The following is an 18,561-nucleotide window of genomic DNA, read 5'->3' as shown; positions in this document are numbered from 1 at the left end:
TCCCATCATGCGCCTGCTCCACACAATGCTGCGTGTCGGCAACCTGGACCGTTCACTGATGTTCTATACGGAAACCCTTGGCATGCGGTTGCTGCGCCGCAAGGACTACCCGGAAGGCCGCTTCACCCTGGCCTTCGTGGGCTACCAGGACGAGTCCGACGGCGCCGTCATCGAACTGACCCATAACTGGGACACCGACCGTTACGAGATCGGCACCGGCTACGGCCACATCGCCATCGAGGTCGAGGACGCCTACGATACCTGCGCCACCATCAAGGCGCGCGGCGGCCTGGTCGTGCGCGAAGCCGGCCCCATGAAGCACGGCACCACCGTGATCGCCTTCGTCGAGGATCCCGACGGCTACAAGATCGAACTGATCCAGCGCTCGGGTCGCGAAGACTAAAGGCCGCTTGCGCTCAGACGGTCGGGATCACCCCGGCGGCCGACAGGGCGTCGGCCATGTCCATGAACTGCGACACCGTCAATTCCTGGGGCCGCGCCGTCGGCGCCACGCCCAGGGCGTCCCAGTCCAGCCATTCCGCCCAGGCGCCCAGGCTGCCCCGGATCATCTTGCGACGCTGTTCGAAGACCCGCGCCACCAGCCGTTCGAACACCCGCGCGTCGCGGGGGCGGCGCAGCGCGTCGGTCGCCAGCGGCCGCATGCGCACCACGGCCGACATGACCCGCGGCGGCGGATCGAAGGCCTCTGGCGGCACGTCGAACAGATGCGTCATCCGGTAGCGCGCCTGGAGCATGACGGACAGGCGTCCGTACTGGCTGTCGCCTGGGCGGGCCACCATGCGGTCGATGACCTCGCGCTGCAGCATGAAATGCTGGTCGCGGATCTGGCCGGCCCAGTGCAGCAGATGAAACAGCAGCGGACTGGAAATGTTGTAGGGCAGGTTGCCGACCACCCGCAGACGGGGCGCGTTCGCCGCGCCCGGACCCGATCCAGCGTCGGCTGAGGGCGACAGATCGCCGAAATCCACGGTCAGGGCGTCGGCCTCGACCACCCGCAGACGGTCTTCGCCCCACCGGCTTCGCAGCCGCCGGGCCAGGTCGCGGTCCAGTTCGACCACGGTCAGCCGATCCAGCCGATCCAGCAGCGGCGCCGTCAACGCCGACAGGCCCGGACCGATCTCGATCATGGCGTCGCCGGGCTGCGGATCGATGGCGCGCACGATGGCGTCCACCACCGACTCGTCGGCCAGGAAGTGCTGGCCGAAGCGTTTGCGCGCCTGATGAGCCATGTCAGCGCTCCCCGCCGGCCACCTTTTCCAGGCGATTGTCGATGTAGGCCTGGGCGCGCAGCTGGTCGAGCCAATCCTCGTAGGCCGGTCCGATGCGGCGTTGCATCAGTTCACGGCGCGCCTGCATGCGGCGGAATTCCTGCTCCATGTTCTTGGTCTGGCGGCCCTCGACCTGGATCAGGTGCCAGCCGAATGGCGATTTGACCGGTTCGCTCACCTGGCCGTCCTGCAAGGCGTTCATGGCCTGCTCGAAGGCCGGCACGGTTTCGCCGGGATTGAGCCAGCCCAGGTCGCCGCCCTGAGGCGCGGACGCGTCCTCGGAATAGCGCTTGGCCAGCTCGGCGAAGGATTCGCCATGTTCGATGCGGGTGCGCAGGCCTTCGAGAATGGCGCGCGCCTTGGCATCGTCAACGACCTTGGAGGTCTTGATCAGGATGTGGCGGGCATGGGTCTGCGTGACCATCATGGGACCCGAGGGCGACGGCGCGCGGGTCGCGTCGGTCTCCGGGGCCGGCGCCTGTGCGGACCGGGCGGGCGCGGCCTGGGCGGACTGGGGCGCGGGACGCTGGGCATAGCCCCGGCGCAGGACCTTCAGGATGTGAAAGCCGCGACCGCTTTGCACGACGCCGCTGATGCCGCCGGCCGGCGTGTTCGCGATGGCCTGCGAGAACAGGTCGGGCCAGTCGTGCAACGGCCGGATGCCCATGTTGCCGCCCTGCAGGGCCTGCGGCCCGTTCGACGAGGCCGCGGCCACGCCGGCGAAATCGGCGCCGGACTTCAGCTTGCGCAGGATGGCCTCGGCCTGCTTGCGTTTTTCCTGGACGACGCTGTCGGCGGCGTAATCGGGGACCTCGATCAGGATCTGCGCCAGTTCGACCAGCTCGGGACCGGTCGGCGCGGGCGCGGGTTCGCTCGTGGGCGCGGCGGCGCGCGGCGCGACCATCGGCTGGCCGGCGTTCATGGCCAGAAAGGCGTCGACGTCACTGTCGCTGATGGTGATGCGGTCCTCGACGAATCGCTGACGCAGGATGTCGTCCTGGATCTGGGCACGCAGGTCGGCGCGGTAATCGTCCCAGCTCATGCCGCTGTTGGCGATTTCACGCCGCAGTTGGTCGACCGTGATGCGGTTGCGCTGGGCGATGGTCTGCACGGCGCGATCGACTTGAGCGTCGGACACGCGAATGCCGACACGCTTGGCCTCGTGATCCTGGAGGGTCGCGTTGATCATCTGCTGCAGCACCTGGCGCCGCAGCACGGACGCCTCGGGTACCGGGATGCGCTGCTGCTCCATCTGGCGGCGCACCTGGACCGCCTTGGCGTCGACCTGGGCCAGCGTGATGACTTCCTTGTCGACGATGGCGGCAATGCCGTCCACGAATTGCTCGGACGCGGCCTGGGCGGGGGCCGGGCGGGGCGCCGGCTTGCCGGCCGCCAGGGCGGACGCCGACACCCAGACGCTGAGCACGATGGCCAGCGACAAGGCGCGGACGGGATGACGCAAGCCAGACATCATTCGTACCTCTCGAAAACGGTTTTTTCAGGCGTAGGAGGCGTCACGGGTTTATAGCCGATGACGCGATCGGTCAACAGGGACATCGGATCGGTGCCCAGGGAACCCAGGCCGGTGAGTTCCAGCTGGAGGAACAGCGCTGTGTTGGTCTTCTGGGCCGACACGGCGTAGCGCTGCATCACCACGCGCGCGGCCCAGCCGCCGTCGCCCCGGTATTCCAGCCCCATGATGGACTGCGTGCTGCGTTTTTCAGCCAGTGAATAATCATACCGGCCCACCCCGTACCAGCGCACGGACAGAGGCCACTGGGCGCTCAGGCTGACCTGTTCGCGGCTGGTCGGGACGGTCCCCGACGGCAGCACCCCGTAGGGATCGGCATAGCTGTTGATGTCGCGCTCGTAGCGATAGGACAGCGACACCGTGGCCAGGCGTTTGGGCGTCCAGCGCACGCCGCTGCTGAGCCGGTTGCGCTTCTGGGTCTCGTGGTCGAACAGGCCGTCGAAATACACCGAGAACTTGTCGGTCAGCGCCGCCTTGGCGCCGACCAGATAATCCGACTGGGTGTCATTGCGCGGTGTCTCGCTCGACAGGGTCACTTTCTGCGAGTCGAAATAGAAGCGCTGGGCAAGCGACAGGGACAGGCGTTCGAACCCGGTGTCGGCGTCCAGCCATCGGCTGGTCAGTCCGACGGTCAATTGATTGGCATTGGCGATGCGATCCCAGCCGCCGCTGAAGATGTTCTCATCGAAGGCCTGCTGATAGTTGAAGGTCGCCAGGCCCGTGTCGAATACGGGCAGGTCGGACTGGTCGCGGTAGGGCACGTACAGGTAGTACAGGCGCGGCTCCAGCGTCTGGATGGCGGCGTTGCCGAACAGCGAGGCGTCGCGTTCCAATGTCAGGCCGCTGTCCACCGAGGCGATCGGCAGCACCCGGGACTGGCTGTGGGGACGACCGGCGAATTTTTCCATACCCGGGGTACCGGAGAACCATTCCGTCTCGTACTGGGTCATGTGCAGGCCGATCTTCGGTGTCAGGTAGGCGCCGGGCAGGATGAAGGGCCGCGCGACCGAAGTATAGGAAGTCAGGCGCGAGCCATTGGGCATCAGGCGCTGGCCGGACATGCCGGGAAAGGCGTCGCCGCGATAGATCGGCGCGATGAAACGCGCGGCGGTGTTTTCCGACACCACGTCCAGGCCGTGCCAACCATAGCGTTGCGCGGTGAAACTGAGCTTGGGCAGGGTGTCGTAGGGCGGCGCCAGAAAGGATCCGGTGCTGTCCTGCAAGGTCTGATAGCGGTAGAACTGCAGGAAGCCGGACAGGTAGCGGTTGTCCGACCAGGACAGCATCGCCTGGCTGGGCATGTAGGTGATGGCCGCATCCGTCAGACCGAAAGACGAGAAGTCGCGGAAGTAATTGTCGTCCGAGACCTTGCGCGCATCCAGGTAGGCGCTGAAACCCTTGCCCAGCGTCTGGGTATGCTGCACCGAATACATCCAGCGTTTGTCGCCCGTCTGCTGGTCGCGCATGATGTAGGTGCCGAACAGTTCGGAATGGGAATCGGCGCTCAGATGACGGAATTCGGTGCCCAGCAGCAGGCCGCGCTTGCTGAGATAACGGGGATACAGGGTCGCGTCGTAGTTGGGCGCCAGGTTCAGGTAGTACGGGGTGGTGATCTCGACCCCGCCGTTGCTGGATGTGCCGTAGGTCGGCAGCAGGAAACCGGTCTTGCGGTCCTTGCCCAGCGGAAACGTCAGGTAGGGCGAATACAGGATCGGCGCGCCCTTGAAATACAGCACGCCATTGCGCGCCGCACCCTCGTTCTCGTCCAGATACAGATCGACGCGGCTGGAATCGATGTACCAGGCCGGATCCGGCCCCGTCCAGCCACTGTAGCGCACGTTCTTCAGGCGCATGTGCTGGCGGCTGAGGATTTCCGCCTCGGCGGCCTTCCCTGCCCCGGCCGAACCGCCCAGCCAGAAACGCGGCTGCTCGACCAGGCCTTGTTCGGAATCGACGTTGTAGCGCAGGTGCGGCCCGCGCACGATGTTGCCATCGCGGACCACCAGGCCGTTCCCGCGGACGTCGACCTCGCCCGTGGATTCAAGATAATCGATGCGATCGCCCTTGATCACGGCATCCAGCCGGCGGACCTGGGCGTTGCCGCGCAGGATCACCCGCCCCTGGGCGTCGCGGTTGATGTCGTCGCCGATCAGGAACGACGGCAGCTCATCGGCCTTGAGGCCAGGGTGCAGCCGCAAGCTGCCGACCATCCGCATACCGTTCGCATCCGGCGAGGGCTGCGCCGCGAGGACCGGCGCCGGCAGGCACAAGCCCAGGAAGATGATGCGACCGATCCAATGCGTCAAGACCCGGTTCCCCGAAATGGTTGAGAGAGACGACGGCTGATCGGCCCACCCGCGACGACCAGCGACCCAGTATTATAGAGAAGCCGGGCGGCATCGTGTCCCGACCTCGCGTCCGGGCGATCCGTCTTTTCTTCATTTCCCCGAATTCTTTCCGAAACCCGCGCATGACCCCCACACCTCATCCGGACCTCCGCCTGGACTCCCTGCGCCGCTGGCTGGACCTGCACGCCGACCGTCTGGGACTGGTCCCGGACAGTCTTGTCCCCGTCTCCGGCGACGCCAGCTTCCGACGCTATTTCCGCCTGCATGCCGCGAACGGCACCGTGATCGCCATGGACGCCCCGCCGCCCCACGAGGACTGCGCGCCCTTCGTGCGCATCGCCGGCCTGCTGGCCCGGGGCGGCCTGCGCGTGCCCGATATCCTGGCCCAGGATCTCGACCAGGGATTCCTGCTGCTGTCCGACCTGGGGGACCGCACCTTCTACGAGGCCCTGCGAGACGGCCTGGACCGGGACGAAGCCGCCTTGCAGCGCCATTACCGGGGCGCCCTGCGCGCGCTGGTCGCCCTGCAGCGATGCCCGGCCGACGGCCTGTCGCCCTACGACGAAGCCCGCCTGCTCGAGGAACTGGCCGTCTTTCCGCACTGGTTCCTGCGCACCCACCTGGGTCACACTCCCGACGACACCGCCGAGGCCGCGCTGGCGAACATCTTCGATCTACTGGCACGGCGAGCGGCCGCGCAGCCGCGCGTCCTCGTGCATCGGGACTTCCATTCGCCCAACCTGATGCTCGGGGCCGATACGCCAGACTCCGCCCCCGGCATCATCGACTTCCAGGACGCGCTGAGCGGACCGATCAGCTACGACATCGCCTCGCTGGCCATGGATGCCCGCACGACCTGGGACGAGGCCCGCCAGCTCGACTGGGCCATCCGCTACTGGGAATACGCCCGGGCGGCCGGACTGCCGGTCCCGGAGGACTTCGCCAGCTTCCACGTCGACTACGAATGGATGGGTCTGCAGCGCAACCTGCGCATCCTCGGCGTCTTCGCCCGCCTGTCGCACCGCGATGGCAAGCATCACTATCTGGACCACATCCCCAGAGTGCTGACCTACGTGCGCCAGGTCGCGGGCCGCTATGCGGTCTTCCACCCGCTGCTGCGGCTGCTGGACCAGGCCGGACGCGTGCCTCGGGCGGACGGGTACTCGTTCTGATGCGCGCCATGATCCTGGCCGCCGGGCGCGGCGAACGCATGCGCCCGCTGACGGACACCTGCCCCAAGCCCCTGCTGCCGGCGGGCGGCAAACCGCTGATCGCATGGCACCTCGAACGCCTGGCCCGGTCCGGCATCACCGACATCCTGATCAACCACGCCTGGCTGGGCGAACGCATCGAGGCCGCGCTGGGCGACGGCCGCGCATACGGCGTGCGGCTGCGCTATTCGGCTGAATCCCCGGCACTGGAAACGGCGGGAGGCATCGCGCGCGCCTTGCCGTTCTTCCAGGACCGACCCTTCCTGGTCATGAACGGCGACGTCTGGTGCGACTGGAACCCGGCGCGGGCGCTCCGGTTCGTGGCCGCCTGGCCGCCGGACCGTCTGGCCCATCTGGTCCTGGTGGACAATCCCGACCATCATCCGGAAGGCGACTTCACCCTGCGTGCCGACGGGCTCGTCACGCCGCGCCAGGACGCCGCAAGCCCGGCGCTGACCTTCGCCGGCATCGGCATTTACCGCCCCGCCCTGTTCGCCGCCACAGATCCGGACCAGCCCGCCCCGCTGGCGCCGCTGCTGCGCCAGGCCATGACGGCGCGCGCCGTGGACGGCGAACGGCACGCCGGCGAATGGGTCGACGTCGGCACACCCGCACGCCTGGCGGCGCTGGACGCCGGACTCACGGATCGCGAGGACGCCTCCCGGGACGTCTGACCACGTCCGTAAAATCGCAACCGGATGTAGGCGCCGTCCCAGCGGGATCGCGAAAGCGTTTATCCTAATTGGTTTCGCACCCGCGCGCTTTGCGCGGCGCTTCATGAAAGCTTCAAGCAATTCGGGAATTTCGTCATGTCGCTCGGCCCCAAACGCCCCACCTTCAAACCCACGCCCTACGGCTACACCAGACGCAGTCGCGGGATCCCCCGCTGGCTGCTGCTGCTGATCACCGGCGTGGTCCTGGGGGCCGGCGGCGTGCTGTTTCTGCAGCGCAGCTATGGCCCGCAGCGCCTCACGGTCGAGCAATCCGAGCAACTGCGCACGGACCTGAACACCGCCAACCTTGAAAACCAGCGCCTGTCCATCGAATCGGAAAAAATCCGGTCCCAGATCAAGCAGGCGCTGCAGGACCGGCAAGAACAGACCGTCCTGGCCGAGCAGGCGCGCAAACAGGCCGCCGACATGGCGGCCGGCGTCGCCAGCCTGATCGAGGCCATCCCCCCCGATCCGCGCGGGACGTCGCCCGGCATCCGCGGCGCCGACATGACCGCGCGTGATGGAGGCGTGGACTACCGCATCCTGCTGATCCAGGATCTGCCAGAAGGCCAGTCCGAGGCGCCTACCCTGAAGGGCCAGATCAGACTGATCGCCCAGGGATCCTATCCCAACGGCAACGCGGCCCACGTCGAACTGGTCACGCAGCCCCTGGAAATGGGCCGCTACATTGTCGTCTCGGGCCGCGCGGAACTGCCGAACAAGACCTTCCGGCCGCGTCAGGTCACCATCCAGATCATGGCCGACGGATCCGACAAGGTCATCGCCACGCGCACCTTCCTCGTTTCAGCCGGTCGCTGATCCAAGACGCCTGATGTTCCGGCGGACCGGACGTCGCGGTCAGGTCACGTGCTGCAGAAAATCCTTCAGGCGCTGGCTGGGCGGCTGGCTGAGCAACGTCGCGGGATCGCCATCCTCGGCGATCTTGCCGGCGTCCATGAAAATCAGCCGGCTGCCGACCTTGCGGGCGAATTCCATTTCGTGGGTGACCACGATCATGGTCATGCCCTCCTCGGCCACGTCCTGCATCACCTTCAGGACCTCATGGCGCAGCTCCGGGTCCAGCGCCGAGGTCGGCTCGTCGAACAGCATCAATAGTGGCTTGATGGCCAGCGCGCGGGCGATGGCCACGCGTTGCTGCTGGCCGCCGGACAACTGCCCCGGGTAATGGCCGGCCCGCTCGGCCAGCCCGACCTTGGACAGCAACTCCAGCGCCTGTTCCCGGGCTTGAGGCCGGGGCGTGCCCCGGGTATGGAGAGGGCCGAACATGACGTTCTCCAACGCCGTGAGCTGCGGAAACAGATTGAACTGCTGGAACACCATGCCGGCCTCGCGGCGCAGTTCGCGCACCTGGGCCGGCGGCCCCAGGACGCTGTGGCCATTGACGATGATGTCTCCGCCCTGGATGGTCTCCAGCACGTTGATGCAGCGCAGGAACGTGGACTTGCCCGACCCGGAAGGCCCGACCACGACCACCACCTCGCCCGCGTCGATGCTCAGGTCGATGCCGTCGAGCACGATGTTGTCGCCAAATCGCTTGGTGACGTTCTTGAATTCGACGATGCTCATACGATGCGCGTCCTGTGTTCGATGAATTTCAACGCCAGCGCGATGCAGCCCGTCATGATCAGATAGATCACCGCCACCGCGCCCCAGATTTCCACCGCGCGGAAGTTGCCGGCGATGATTTCCTGGCCCTGGCGTGTCAGCTCGGCCACTCCGATCACGATGAACAGGGACGAGTCCTTGAGGCTGATGATGCACTGGTTGCCCATGGTCGGGATCATGCGCCGCAGCGCCACCGGGCCGATGATGCGGGCCAGGATCTTGTGGAACGGCAGGCCCATGGCCTGGCCGGCCTCGTACAGACCCTTGGGTACCGACAGCAGGCCGGCGCGCACGATCTCGGCGATGTAGGCGCCCGAATTGATCATCAGCGTCACGGTCGCGGCCGTGAAGCCGTCGATGCGCAGGCTCACCAGCAACGGCAGCGCGAAATAGATGAACATCACCTGGACCACGATCGGCGTGCCCCGGATCACCAGGATGTAGACCTGGGCCAGAAAGGACAGCACCAGCGGGATCCTGGACAGGAAACGCCAGGCCAGCAGGGCGAGCACCGCCAGCCGCAGGGCCCACCAGACCCCGTCGGGCACGCCGGCCAGCGGGCCGTCGCCCAGCCAGGACGCCAGCCGCAGCAGCCCCACGGCGGCCACCAGGACCACGACGCCCCAGGCCAGGGTGCGGCGTGTCACGGGCACCGGCACGTACGTCACCACGACCCCGGACAGGGCGCCGATGATCGTGCCGCCGATCAGGCCGAGCAGGGTGATCTGGATCGTCATCCACGAACCAGCCATCAGGTCGGGCCAGGCGGCCCATATGGCGGACCATTCAAAAGTCACGGTCTTTCCTCATCAATGATGAAAAACGGCGGACGGACGCATGCATGCATCCGGCCGCCGCCGTCGGATCAATCGCCCGCGCTCAGTTCATGGCGCTGGCTTTCTTGCCGAACCAGGTCTCGTACAGCTTGTCGTAGGTGCCGTTGGACTTCAGTTCGGACAGGGCCTTGTTGACGACAGGCACCAGTTCGCTGCCCTTGGGGAAGGCGATGCCGTAGAAGTCGCCGCTCTTGAGGGAGCCCACGACCTTGACCTTGCCATTGCCGGCGGTCTTGGCGTAGTACTGGACGTTGGGCGTGTCGTGCACGACGGCGTCCACGCGTCCCGTGGCCAGTTCCAGGAAAGCGTTGTCGATGTTCGGGAAGAGCTTGAGCTTGGCCGAAGGCACGTTGGCCTTCATGTAGTCCACCGTGGCGGTGCCGATCTTCACGGCCACCGTCTTGCCTTCCAGGTCCTTCGCGGTCTGGATGGGGCTGTCGCTGGCGACCAGGATCGCCAGACCGGATTCATAGTAGGGCTCGGAGAAATCGATGACCTTGGCGCGGTCCTCGCGGATGGTGATCCCGGCCAGGGCCACGTCCACGTTGCGCGTCTGCAGGCCCGGGATGATGCCGTTGAAATCCATCGGCTGCAGGCGGTATTTCAGGCCGGCCTGCTTGGCGATGGCTTCCCAGAGCTGGATGTCGAAGCCGGTGTACTTGCCGTTCTGCTTGAACTCGAACGGCACGAAGGCGGTGTCGGTCGCAACGACCAGATCCTTGGCGGAGGCCTGGGTCATCGGCAGCGCCAGGGTGAGGGCCAGCCCCGCCAGGGCGGCCTTGAAGGTCTTGGACAGCATCATGATTGAAGTCTCCTTGTGGGATTCGTCTGCTGCGGCCGATTCGCCGCGTCATTTTCCATGTTAACTGAAATGCCCTTGGCGCCCGTGGCCCGAAGGGCCGGAATTACCGGCACGGGCTGCGATTTTCGGGAAATCCCCTAAAGATTTCAGGGATTTCCCAGACACCGGATTCACATTCCAGCCGGATCAGAACGCGGGGACGATGGCGCCCTTGTAGTGCTCCAGGATGTAGTCGCGGACCTTGGGGGTATGCAAGGCGTCGACCAGCTTGCGGATCGCGGGATCGTCCTTGCGGTCGGCGCGGGCGACCACGATGTTGGCGTAGGGGGAATCCTTGTCCTCGATGAACAGGGCGTCCTTGACCGGGTTCAGGCCGGCCTCGAGCGCGTAGTTGGTGTTGATCAGCGCGACGTCCACATCGGGCAGCACACGCGGCAGCGTGGCGGCTTCCAGTTCGCGGAACTTCAGGTGCTTGGGGTTTTCCGACACGTCGCGGGCGGTCGCCAGGATGTTGGCCGGATCCTTCAGCTTGATCAGCCCCTGTTTTTGCAGCAGCAGCAGGGCGCGGGCACCGTTCGAGGGATCGTTCGGGATGGCGACCTGGGCGCCGTCCTTCAGGTCCTTGATGTTCTTGATCTTCTGCGAGTAGGCGCCGAAGGGCTCGACGTGGACCAGGCCCACCGACACCAGATGAGTGCCGTGTTCCTTGTTGAAGGAGTCCAGGTAGGGCTGATGCTGGAAGAAATTGACGTCGATCTGCTTGTCGGAGACCTGCAGGTTCGGCTGGACGTAGTCGGTGAACACCTTGATGTCCAGGTCCACGCCTTGCTTGGCCAGGTCGGGCTTGACGAATTCCAGCAACTCGGCGTGCGGCACGGGAGTGGCCGCCACGGACAGCGTGGCGGCCTGAGCCGGAGCGGCGAAGGCCAGGGGCAATGCCAGCGCCAGGACCGGCGCGAATTTCTTGAACATGAGAGATCTCCTGAAAATTCCGGGAACTACCGTCTGTTGAGCCTGGCCACCCAGCGGTCGCCAGACACTTGGAAAACCTGGACCATGATCACCAGGATCACGACCGTGACGGCCATGACGTCGCCCTGGTAGCGCTGGTAGCCGTAGCGCACCGCGAGGTCGCCCAGGCCGCCGCCGCCGATCACGCCGGACATGGCCGAATAGCCGACCAGGGTGATGGCGGTGACCACGATCGCCGCCAGGATGCCGGTGGTCGCCTCCGGCAGCAGCGCCCACAGCACCGTCTGGCGGGACGTGGCGCCCATGGCGCGGCAGGCCTCGTTGACCCCGGGGTCCAGCTCGCGCAACACGTTTTCGACCAGCCGGGCGAAGAACGGCGCCGCACTGGCCACCAGCGGCGGGATCGAACCCTGGACCCCCAGCGCCGTACCCACCACCAGGCGGGAAAACGGGATCATCACGATCAGGAGGATCAGGAACGGCACCGAACGCAGCACGTTCACCACGAAGGCGACCGTCTGGTAGACAGCGCGGTTGTCCATGGCCTGCCCCGGACTGGACAGGAACAGCAGCACGCCCACCGGCAGCCCGATCAGCACGGTGAACAGCAGGGAAAAGCCCGTCATCAGCAAGGTGTCGATCGTGGCTTCGCCGATCATCCACCAATCCACGTTCGCCATCATGGCCGCAACACCTCGTAATCGACGCCCGCCGCGTCCAGGGCGGGGGCGAGCCCGTCCAGACCGGCCGCGGCCCCTTCGGCCGCCACGACCAACTGGCCGTAGGGGGTATCCTTGATCCGGCCCACGGACCCCTGCAGGATGCTCAGGTCCAGGCCCAGGTCGCGGCTCAGACGGCTGAGCAGCGGGCTGGCCGTATTGTCGCCCCGGAAACTCAGCCGCAGCAGACGGCCCGGTACGCCCTGCGCCAGGGTCCGCCAGCCCTCGCCTCCATCCAGGCCGCTCTCGGACAGCAGCGCCCGTGTCGCGTCATGCCGGGGATGAAGGAAAACATCCAGCACCTGGCCAGCCTCGACGATGCGCCCGCCTTCGATCACCGCCACCCGGTCGCAGACCGCCCGGATCACATCCATGCCATGCGTGATCAGCACGATGGTCAGTCCCAGACGATGATTGATGTCGCCCAGCAACCGCAGAATGGATTGGGTGGTTTCGGGATCCAGGGCCGAGGTCGCCTCGTCGCACAACAGCAAACGGGGCTTGCTGGCGAGCGCGCGGGCGATGCCCACGCGCTGCTGCTGACCGCCGGACAACTGCCCCGGGTATTTGTGCGCCTGGTCGGCCAGGCCGACCAGGTTCAGCACCTCGCGGGCGCGCGCCTCGCGGTCCGGACGCGGCATGCCCGACAGGCGCAACGGGAAGCACACGTTGTCCATCACCGTGCGCGAGCGCAGCAGGTTGAAATGCTGGAACACCATGCCCACCGAACGCCGGTATTCGCGCAACTGGGCGTCGGAAAACGCCGTGATGTCGCGCCCGTCCACCCGCACGCTGCCCGCAGTGGGGCGCTCCAGCAAATTGAGCATGCGGATCAGTGTGCTCTTGCCCGCGCCCGAACGCCCGATGATGCCGAAGACCTCGCCCTCGCGGATGTTCAGATTGACGTCGACGAGCGCGTTCACCGCCCGGCCGGCGGATTCGTACGTTTTACGGATGTTCTCGAGATCGATCAAGATACGGAGTCGCTTAAATGGCGCGATCCCGGATCAGCGGGATGCGAAACAAGAATTTACCATGCCGATTTGGTGGATTATTTCGATAGCATATTACTGAAAATAATGATCAAGCGGCACGGCACACGCGCCGCGATAGCGGCCGCGGATCGGGTCGGCGCCCGCGCCGGACGGGAGGATGCGCGGAAGTACGGATACACAGCACCCGAAGCCGGTCGCACAATGACCTCGGTTGCCACATGGGCTGACTCATGCGTGACGCCAGGCCTGCGGCAAAGCGACCGCGAAAAACGCGGACGCCTCCGTGAAGGAGGCGTCCGTGTTTGATCCGCAAGGAAAATCTGGTGGGTCGTGCGCGGCTCGAACGCGCGACCAACGGATTAAAAGTCCGGTGCTCTACCGACTGAGCTAACGACCCACTAAGCCCTATATTCTGACATCGCATCCATAGAGCGTCAAGCATCAGGAAACCAGATCCCCGAAACCCGAGAGATTCCCATGCCCGATCCGACCGACCGTTCATCCCTGCGGCTGCACATCCTGTCCGACCTGCATCTCAGCCAGCAGGGCCTGGATCTGCCCGACATCGAGGCGGACGTCACCATCCTCGCTGGCGACATCGCCCGGCCCCGCGCGGCGATGGACTGGGCTGGACGGATCCCGCGCCCCGTGCTGTACGTGCCGGGCAACCACGAATTCTATGGCGGCACCATTCCCGCCGTGCGCGCCGAACTGGCCGATCAGGCGCGGGCCCATGACGTCCAGTTGCTTGACCAGCGGTCCGTGGTGATCGGCGAGGTGCGCTTCCTGGGCGCCACCCTATGGACGGATTTCGAACTGTTCGGCGCGGAACTGCGCGACCTGGCCATGGAGCGCACGGCGGAATTCATGCGCGACTTCCAGGTCATCGGCAACGGCGATGGCTCACGATTCACTCCCCGGGACGCCGCCGCGCTGTTCCGCGAACAATACGACTGGCTCGACGCACAACTGGACACCCCCCATCCGGGACCGACGGTGGTCATCACCCACCACGCCCCCAACATGCGCAGCGTCCATCCGCGTTTCGCCGAATCCCTGGTCAGCGCGGGTTTCGTGTCCGAATGCGCGAGCCTGCTGGGCCGGGCCGATCTCTGGATTCACGGCCATACGCACGACAGCTTCGACTACTCGGTATACGGCGCCCGCGTCATCTGCAATCCGCGCGGCTACTGCCGCGACGGGACGAACGAGAACCCGGACTTCGACCCGGGGCTGTGTATCGACGTCCCCCGCCGCGCCGAAGCACTGAGGGCGTAGGCTGCGCAGCGTGGGGGACTCTTTTTGCCGCCGGGCCGCCCCAAGGCAAAAAGCGCCCCCTTGGGGGGGCAGCAAGCAGCCCTGGGCTGCGCAGCGTGGGGGCCCTATCGGGCCCGGGAAATCCTGACCTCGGCGCCGCGCCGCTTGACCTCCAGCCCCTCTGACGGCAGGATCCGCAGGCCTTCCAGGCCCTTGATGTAGCTGGAGCCCTGCATCTGCATGACACGGATCTTGTTGCGCATGACCACCGGATTGTGTTCCGGCATGCCGAACATCCAGACTTCTTCCAGGATGCGGGCCGAATTGATCTCTCCGGTGTGCTGGGCCGCAGGCCCCAGGCACAACATATGGCCCTCGCGACCGAACACCGGCAGCGTGTCCAGGCCCGGACGCACCGTCCAGCGGGTGCCGCCCTCGTAGCGCCAGCCCGTGTTCAGGTCCCACCAGGCGTCTCCCTTGGGCAGATAGACTTCCGTCACACCGCCGGGCCGCATCACCGGCGCCACCAGCAGCGCGGGCCCCAACAGATACTGTGTATCCCAGACATGCGCATCGATGTCGGCGGGAAAGGCCTGCGCCATGGACCGTTGAACCGGCAGGCCGGTGCGCACGGCGTCGTCGATGATCCCGGCGACGTAGGGCAGCAGCCTGTAGCGCCATTGCAGCCAATGCGCGATCAGGGCCCGTGTGTCGGCGTCGAAGGCGTCCGGCATCAGCGCCGGCAGCCCCTGAAAGCTGAAATTGGCGGAAAACACGCCCATCGCCAGCCAGCGCAGGTAGAGTTCGGGCGTCATGGCGCCGGTCGGGCGCCCGGCGTTGCCCAGGCAGTGAGCCTGCACGGCTACGCCGCTGTTGCCCACCGTCAGGGCGGCTCGCAAGGTGGCCGCGTAGCCGTCCCAGTCATTCTCCACGGACGGCCCTTGCTGCCAGGCGAAGCGCTGCACCCCGGGAAACAGGTCGCGGCTGAGCATGACGCCCTCCTGGGGCGTGCGTGGGCCGGCGACGGCGTCGAACAGGGCGCGGCGCGTCAGATGGGGATAGGCCGTGCGCAGCACCGCGCCGGTCTCTCCGCCCCGGGCCTCGACCCCGTCGGGCAAGTCGAACTGCGCCTGGCAGACAGGCGCGGCCAAGCCCTCTTCGACAGCCTGCAGATGACGTTCCGTCCACAGCCGGGCCGCATCCCGGTGTGTCAGGTCCAGCAGCCCGAACGGGTGTCCGCCGGAAGCCGGCGTACCGGGACAGACCCAGGGTTCCCCTTCGGCATCGGACAGCAACCAGCCCCGGTCCTCCCATTCCTCGAACAGCGGCGTGCCGCGCAGGACGCCGGGAATGCAGGCGCCGGCCAGATGGATGTCGAGCGCGGACGCCGCCGCCACGAAGCCGCGCCAGTCGGGGACGCGGTCGGACCATTCGAAAACGGGCTTGTCGGCCTGGAAACCCAGGATGGCCGGGTCGGCCAGCAACAGCGCGTCAAGCGCCATGCCCTGGCCGCGCAGGCTGCGGACCTGCTGCAAGCTGGATTCGACGGACTGGCCCGGCGCCTGGTCCAGCCAGACCCCCATGGGCCACAGATTGGGCTGGCCGGCGCGTCCGGTGAGCGCCGTGTACTGATTCAGGATTTCGGACGGGTCGCCGACGAACAGGAACAGGTCAAGACCTGCGCCCCGCGCCCGGACGGCATAGACGCCTTCGGCGCGCAGATCGTGTTCCACGCGATCGAGCGTGTTGACATGCGCGCCCCAGCCGCGCGGGCTCCAGACCAGGGGCAAGGTCCGGTCCGCCGGCAGATCGGACACCAGGCGGACGCCCCGTCGGTCAAGTGCGGTGCAGGATTCGCCCAGGCCATACAGCCCCTCGTCGGATTCCAGCGTCCAGTCGAGCGACCAGCGGCCTTCGCCGCCGTCGCCGGACGGCCGGATCGGCAGTCTGGCCCGGGCCACGCATTGGTCGCTCCGGGACAGGCGCAGACCGGCATCGGCGCCGCCGACCTCCAGGCCTGCCTCGCCCTGCGTCAGGCGCCAGCCGCCCGAGGCCAGGGCATGGCATTCCATTTCCCCGACGGGTTCCTGACGAGCCAGCAGCATATCGGCCTGGCGTTGCGCGCGCAGCGTCTGCTTTCCGGGTTCCAGCCAGGCGCGCGGGCCACAGCGCAGCCTGAACACCCCGGGCGCGTGGGCCTCGACCCGCAGACGCCATTCATCGGCATGAAACGCCCATTCGACGCAAGAGGGCGTCGTAACGACCGGGCCGGTCTCGAAAATTTGGTCCGCCAATTCGATGGTGGGCGACACAGCGTGATCCTCTGGGCACTCTACCCGCAAGCGTCTTGCAAAGGACGTTATTCTGACGGATTTGCGCCATAAAATAAAATCCCTGATTCAGCGAAGGCCAATGCGCCGGACCAGTTCGCGCTCGACGGGCACGGGCTCGCCATCCATCCAGGCGCCGATCAGGTCCCCCGCCAGGGCTGACCAGCTCAGGCCGCGTGACCCATAGGCGCACGCCAGCCACAGACCCGGCCGATCCGGCACCGCGCCGATCAGCGGCAAATGGTCGCGCGTGGCGGCCCGCCAGCCGGCCCAGCCGGCGGCCGCGCCACGCCCCAGCCAGGGGATGTCCCGCGCGTCGACCCAGTCCCGCACACGGGCCAGGATGTCCCGATGACCCGCCTCGTCCGCCACGGCCTCGTCCGCGTCGGGCCGGTACGTACTGCCGGCCACGCCCCAGCCTTGCCGGGGCGGCAGGCAGTAGCCGTGTCCCGACAGGACGCAGCGCGGCACATCGGACGCCCCGGCCGGATACAGGCTGACCTGGCCGGCGAGGGGCGCGAGCCCGGACAGGACCGGCAGGCGCTCGACCGGCATCACGGTGGCCAGCAGGGTCCGCGCGTGCAGGGCATTGGCCAGCACGACCCGGTCCGCACGCCCCAGTTCCCGCCCCCCCGCATCCTGCAGCGACCAGCCGCCGCCGTCCGCCGGGACCAGCGCGCCGACGGCTGCGGCCCGCCGCGTCACGCCCGGGAGGCTCAGCAAAGCGGCGATCAGTTCGCCGGGGCATACCCTCAGGGCATCCGGAAACCAGAGGCCGCCCCCGGGCACCCCGACACCCGCCCGCAGGCGCGCCCCGGCGGGATCGAGCCAGCGCACCCAGTCTTCGGGAAATCCCAGCCGCGCCAAAGCATGCCGCTGCGCTTCGGCCTGCGCCGCCGATTGCGCACAGACCAGCGCGCCGCAGGCCTGCGGCCGGGCCGCTTCGGCCAAATCCAACCAACGGGCCCGCGCCCGGGCCAGACCGGCGCGGCTCAGGCGCGAGCGCGTGTCGTCGTCCGGACTGAGGGCGGGCACCAGGGCGGCGGCCCCGCGCCGCCGCAAGGCCGGATCGACGTCCAGGGCGCACTGCGGATCCCAGACCTCGACCTGGTGGCCCCGCCCGGCCAGGGCCTGCGCCACCCCGGCACCCGCCAGACCGCCGCCCACCACCGCCACCCGGCGCCGGACCATGTCGGGCGGCGCGGCGCCCAGGCCGGGACGCAGCACGGCCACCGTCATGTCGCGCTTGCCGGCGATGCCCGGCACCTTCTCCACCAGGAAACCGGCGTCACGCAGATCGCGCCGCACTTGCCCGGCCGAGCACCAGGTGGCAACCGTGGCGCCGCTCACCGCCAGGCGCCGCAACTGGCCGAAGACGGCGGGCGACCACATGTCGGGATTGACACGGGGCGCGAAGCCGTCCAGGAAAAAGGCGTCGACGCAGGCTTGCGCCTGACGCGCCAGGCGGCGGATGTCACCGAACAGGAGCGTCAGGGTGACACGGCCTTCCTGCAGATCCAGCCGATGGACGCCCGGCAGCAGGGCGGGCCAGTGCCCGGCCAGTTCCCAGGCCAGATTCAGATGGTCGGCCGGCAGCCGGCTCCAGGCCCGCCGCAGGTCCGCCACCGTGAAGGGATGCGCCTCGAACGCCAGATAATGCAGCTGGCCGCTGCGCTCAGGGTCGTCCAGCCAGGCCCGCCAGGCCGCCAGAAAGTTGTGTCCCAGCCCGAAACCGGTCTCGGCAATCGTGAACGCCGCGCGGCCACGCCAGCGGCCAGGCAAGCCGTTGCCGCCCAGAAAGACATGCCGCGCCTGGGGCAGCGCCCCGGCCTCGCCGTGATAGAAGTCCCCGTATTCCAGACTGCGCGGCACGCTGCGCGCGTCTTCGTGCCAGGCGGCGGGTTTCAGGATCTGATAGGAATCCGACATGCG

The 18,561-nt window shown here is 67.3% G+C and carries 16 protein-coding genes and 1 tRNA gene; 5 read left to right on the top strand and 12 right to left on the bottom strand.

Features of this window, described 5'->3' with window-relative positions; all coding sequences use genetic code 11:
• Window positions 1–7: 7 nt before the first annotated feature.
• The gene (gloA, locus tag O4H32_RS06055) at window positions 8–403 is read left to right on the top strand and encodes a lactoylglutathione lyase (RefSeq protein WP_269357649.1); all 396 of its coding nucleotides are present in this window, start codon (window positions 8–10) and stop codon (window positions 401–403) included.
• Between the two features lie 13 nt (window positions 404–416).
• Here gloA and rsmA read toward each other — a convergent pair whose 3' ends face one another.
• Genes rsmA through O4H32_RS06040 form a run of 3 tightly spaced genes read right to left on the bottom strand, consistent with a single transcriptional unit; the run spans window position 417 to window position 5,126 of the window.
• On the bottom strand, window positions 417–1,250 hold the full coding sequence (gene rsmA, locus O4H32_RS06050; protein WP_269357648.1) for a 16S rRNA (adenine(1518)-N(6)/adenine(1519)-N(6))-dimethyltransferase RsmA: 834 nt from the start codon (window positions 1,248–1,250) through the stop codon (window positions 417–419).
• Window position 1,251: 1 nt separating this feature from the next.
• A complete protein-coding gene (locus O4H32_RS06045) occupies window positions 1,252–2,763 on the bottom strand; it encodes a peptidylprolyl isomerase (protein ID WP_331284278.1) in 1,512 nt (503 codons plus the stop codon).
• Window positions 2,760–5,126 carry an LPS-assembly protein LptD gene (locus tag O4H32_RS06040; RefSeq protein WP_269357646.1) on the bottom strand — a complete coding sequence of 789 codons (2,367 nt, stop codon included), beginning with the start codon at window positions 5,124–5,126 and terminating at the stop codon, window positions 2,760–2,762. Before O4H32_RS06040 ends, O4H32_RS06045 begins: the two co-directional genes overlap by 4 nt.
• A gap of 164 nt (window positions 5,127–5,290) precedes the next feature.
• On the opposite strand from O4H32_RS06040, the gene O4H32_RS06035 reads away from it, so the two are divergent.
• From O4H32_RS06035 to O4H32_RS06025, 3 genes are all read left to right on the top strand, one after another.
• The gene (locus O4H32_RS06035) at window positions 5,291–6,340 is read left to right on the top strand and encodes an aminoglycoside phosphotransferase family protein (protein ID WP_269357644.1); all 1,050 of its coding nucleotides are present in this window, start codon (window positions 5,291–5,293) and stop codon (window positions 6,338–6,340) included.
• Window positions 6,340–7,053, top strand: coding sequence for an N-acetylmuramate alpha-1-phosphate uridylyltransferase MurU (gene murU / locus O4H32_RS06030; protein WP_269357643.1), 714 nt, complete (start codon window positions 6,340–6,342; stop codon window positions 7,051–7,053). Before O4H32_RS06035 ends, murU begins: the two co-directional genes overlap by 1 nt.
• A 135-nt stretch (window positions 7,054–7,188) precedes the next feature.
• Window positions 7,189–7,911 carry a hypothetical protein gene (locus O4H32_RS06025; RefSeq protein WP_269357642.1) on the top strand — a complete coding sequence of 241 codons (723 nt, stop codon included), beginning with the start codon at window positions 7,189–7,191 and terminating at the stop codon, window positions 7,909–7,911.
• A gap of 39 nt (window positions 7,912–7,950) precedes the next feature.
• On the opposite strand, the gene glnQ is transcribed toward O4H32_RS06025, so the two are convergent.
• The 7 genes from glnQ to O4H32_RS05990 all read right to left on the bottom strand — a co-directional run bounded on the left by glnQ (window position 7,951) and on the right by O4H32_RS05990 (window position 13,439).
• Window positions 7,951–8,679: a glutamine ABC transporter ATP-binding protein GlnQ gene (glnQ, locus tag O4H32_RS06020; RefSeq protein ID WP_269357640.1), complete on the bottom strand. Its 729-nt coding sequence runs from the start codon at window positions 8,677–8,679 to the stop codon at window positions 7,951–7,953.
• Entirely contained in the window at window positions 8,676–9,515 is an 840-nt protein-coding gene (locus O4H32_RS06015; protein ID WP_269357639.1) for an ABC transporter permease subunit, read from the bottom strand. The genes glnQ and O4H32_RS06015 overlap by 4 nt, the downstream gene beginning before the upstream one ends.
• Before the next feature lie 82 nt (window positions 9,516–9,597).
• Window positions 9,598–10,353: a glutamine ABC transporter substrate-binding protein GlnH gene (gene glnH / locus O4H32_RS06010; protein WP_269357912.1), complete on the bottom strand. Its 756-nt coding sequence runs from the start codon at window positions 10,351–10,353 to the stop codon at window positions 9,598–9,600.
• 189 nt (window positions 10,354–10,542) lie between these two features.
• Entirely contained in the window at window positions 10,543–11,328 is a 786-nt protein-coding gene (locus O4H32_RS06005) for a MetQ/NlpA family ABC transporter substrate-binding protein (protein ID WP_269357638.1), read from the bottom strand.
• 26 nt (window positions 11,329–11,354) lie between these two features.
• Window positions 11,355–12,011 (bottom strand): methionine ABC transporter permease, encoded by a 657-nt coding sequence (locus O4H32_RS06000; RefSeq protein WP_269357637.1) that lies wholly within the window; start codon window positions 12,009–12,011, stop codon window positions 11,355–11,357.
• Window positions 12,008–13,021 carry a methionine ABC transporter ATP-binding protein gene (locus O4H32_RS05995; RefSeq protein ID WP_269357635.1) on the bottom strand — a complete coding sequence of 338 codons (1,014 nt, stop codon included), beginning with the start codon at window positions 13,019–13,021 and terminating at the stop codon, window positions 12,008–12,010. The genes O4H32_RS06000 and O4H32_RS05995 overlap by 4 nt, the downstream gene beginning before the upstream one ends.
• A 342-nt stretch (window positions 13,022–13,363) precedes the next feature.
• Window positions 13,364–13,439, bottom strand: a tRNA-Lys gene (locus O4H32_RS05990).
• A gap of 80 nt (window positions 13,440–13,519) precedes the next feature.
• On the opposite strand from O4H32_RS05990, the gene O4H32_RS05985 reads away from it, so the two are divergent.
• Window positions 13,520–14,320 carry a metallophosphoesterase gene (locus O4H32_RS05985; protein ID WP_269357633.1) on the top strand — a complete coding sequence of 267 codons (801 nt, stop codon included), beginning with the start codon at window positions 13,520–13,522 and terminating at the stop codon, window positions 14,318–14,320.
• Window positions 14,321–14,424: 104 nt separating this feature from the next.
• On the opposite strand, the gene O4H32_RS05980 is transcribed toward O4H32_RS05985, so the two are convergent.
• Together O4H32_RS05980 and mnmC are read right to left on the bottom strand one after the other, a co-directional pair.
• Window positions 14,425–16,581 carry a glycoside hydrolase family 31 protein gene (locus tag O4H32_RS05980; RefSeq protein ID WP_407932627.1) on the bottom strand — a complete coding sequence of 719 codons (2,157 nt, stop codon included), beginning with the start codon at window positions 16,579–16,581 and terminating at the stop codon, window positions 14,425–14,427.
• A 117-nt stretch (window positions 16,582–16,698) separates the two neighbouring features.
• Window positions 16,699–18,558 (bottom strand): bifunctional tRNA (5-methylaminomethyl-2-thiouridine)(34)-methyltransferase MnmC2/FAD-dependent 5-carboxymethylaminomethyl-2-thiouridine(34) oxidoreductase MnmC1, encoded by a 1,860-nt coding sequence (mnmC, locus tag O4H32_RS05975; protein WP_269357631.1) that lies wholly within the window; start codon window positions 18,556–18,558, stop codon window positions 16,699–16,701.
• Window positions 18,559–18,561 lie beyond the last annotated feature (3 nt).

It is taken from the genome of Castellaniella denitrificans (genome assembly GCF_027214045.1).
Lineage (GTDB): Bacteria > Pseudomonadota > Gammaproteobacteria > Burkholderiales > Burkholderiaceae_B > Castellaniella > Castellaniella denitrificans_A.
This window is presented reverse-complemented; position numbering and strand designations above follow the sequence as displayed.